Annotated in this window: 2 protein-coding genes; both read right to left on the bottom strand. The window is 42.8% G+C overall.

Annotated elements, in window-relative coordinates; genetic code table 11:
- The coding region (locus ACFIMA_RS09465) for a N4-gp56 family major capsid protein (protein WP_375693394.1) at nt 1-1,106 on the bottom strand (1,106 nt) is incomplete at its 3' end.
- Between the two features lie 88 nt (nt 1,107-1,194).
- Nucleotides 1,195-2,085 (bottom strand): hypothetical protein, encoded by an 891-nt coding sequence (locus tag ACFIMA_RS09460; protein ID WP_375693395.1) that lies wholly within the window; start codon nt 2,083-2,085, stop codon nt 1,195-1,197.
- Nucleotides 2,086-2,139 lie beyond the last annotated feature (54 nt).

Genomic DNA, 2,139 nt, shown 5'->3' with positions numbered 1-2,139 from the left:
TAGGTGGGGATAACAATCGTTCCAAAATCTTGCGCTGCTTGAGAGCTATTTGGAAATTTGAAACGGGTTTTCTTCATTCCTATTAAGGTTTTGGCTGCAACACCAAATTCACGTTCATAATCAAAATACTCTTCTTTAAGCGTATAATGCGTTGCACTGTGATTTTTGCCAAAACCAATAACAGCACTTTGCGCCCCTAGAAACACCGCGCGACGCACACTTTTAACAGCTGTATTATCTGTCGATTTAACACCATGGGTAACATGAATAGCTTCGCGTAAAACAACACCATTATACATGCCAAGAGAACCATCAAAGATTGGGTTCTTTGCACGAGAAGTCGCATAAACCGATTTTTGGATATCTAACCACTCACCAGCGGCTGTATTGGTACGCAATTGCATCACTTGTGTTGGGTGCAAATAGAGAACGTAAACATCATCACCGTTAACATGGACGGGGGAAATTTGCGGATTGGCAAGTTTGGCTTGTTTAACCGCTTCATCAATAAGCTTCAAACTAAAGCTATGTTTGGCTTTATCATTAAGATCTTCATCTTTGGTTTTCCCATCGGGGCGGATAATCCGTTCACTGCTTGGTGCCATGATTTCATTAAAGCCATAATGAACCGGTTTAATGTACACTTCTCGACCATCAACGCTAATCGTACGGGCTGTATAACCACATACCTGCAAAAAGAACATGATGCTTAAACGATTGGCATACCAGCGAACCAAGCCTTCTTTCGCTTTCTTACGTAAATTCGGGAGGATTCTCTGTTGATCAATCGAATCATCATTGGCAACACGCGCCGCATGTAAAAGCTCGTTAATCACCAACCGATCATTCATAAATTGAAGCGCCTCTTCATTGCCTTCTAAGGTTTCGCCTTGCGTGACACCATCTCCAAACAGATTGACTAGCAAACTGAACGTAACACTATCCCCTGCGCTCTTATGGGTTTCGTTATAAAGTTGGATAATGCTGTTCGAACTTTTGCCAATAAGAGGGGCAATTTTTGTCGCTTTCAAAACTTCATTGCTTAATTTCTGTGACCACAATTTCACCGATTGCGGATCATGGGTTCCTATATGTGTTGTTGCCATTGATTTCACCTTTCTTTGCTGTAAAAAAACCGGCTTAAAGCCGGTGGAAAACCCGCATCAAGGCGGATTATGTTGTAAAACTGATTGCCTAATCAGGGTCTGCACCCATTATTTCATAAAAACGGGCTTCATTTTTCGGATTGGATATCCATGCGTTGAATTCCTTTTCTGACATATTCGCAAGTGTCTCTTTGGTCATAGGACCCGTCACGCCCCCTCCACCAGATGCCGTTAAGGTTCTCGCAGAATTCTGACGGCTTTGAAGTGCTGCAACTTGATTATTCGCTTGCACTGCTTGGTTCTGATAGCCAAGGTTTTGCGCTATTCTATAAATCTCTTCTGCCGGATTGAGATCTCTTTGTGCACAAGTGGCTACAAGAGCATGCAATTGATCTCTTATAATCGCATCTATTGTGTTTTGTTGTCCATACTCAGGATAAAGTGATGACCAAGAACTCAATTCCTTTGCGCGTGCCTCATAAAGAAAATTTGCCGCGGCGTCAAAATCACTGGATTTATTTTGAAACGACTTAACAGAATTATTAAAAAATTCACCAAGACGTATATCATGCTGCTGCCGTTCCTCAGCTTGTCTTAGCGCTTCTTTCTGTTCCCTAATATACGCATCCTGCTCTCGAATCTTTTTTCCCATCCAACTCATATAGCCAATAATGTCTTGTGTAGGGTCTGGGGGTGCATTTTCACCTTCAACCATTGGCGTCTGGGACTGGGGTTCATAAAGCTTGACAAGCGCTTCACGAGCTTGTTTGGCTTGTTGCTCCATACGCTGCTGTTCTATACTAGGAACAATCTCTGAAGGCTTTTCAACGGGCTGTGCAACCGGCTCTGGAGAGGTGACATCATCATTATCAATCGTTTCACCATCATAAGTGCCGGCATCAAAAGAGCTCTCATCATCAAAGACCGGTGCTCCAACTCTGTAATCTTCATTCATAGCTTCGTTCATTTCTGCATTCATTCTCTAACCTCTCTCAAATGCTTCTTCCTCTGTATGTTGCCGCTCTTTCACGCA

The sequence above is a fragment of the Bartonella sp. AP88HLJMH genome (assembly GCF_042195605.1).
Lineage (GTDB): Bacteria > Pseudomonadota > Alphaproteobacteria > Rhizobiales > Rhizobiaceae > Bartonella.
This window is presented reverse-complemented; position numbering and strand designations above follow the sequence as displayed.

What these genes read in the sequence shown, in the direction of transcription:
- ACFIMA_RS09460 (WP_375693395.1), bottom strand. Translation starts at nt 2,085, where the DNA reads ATGAATGCAGAAATGAACGAAGCTATGAATGAAGATTACAGAGTTGGA.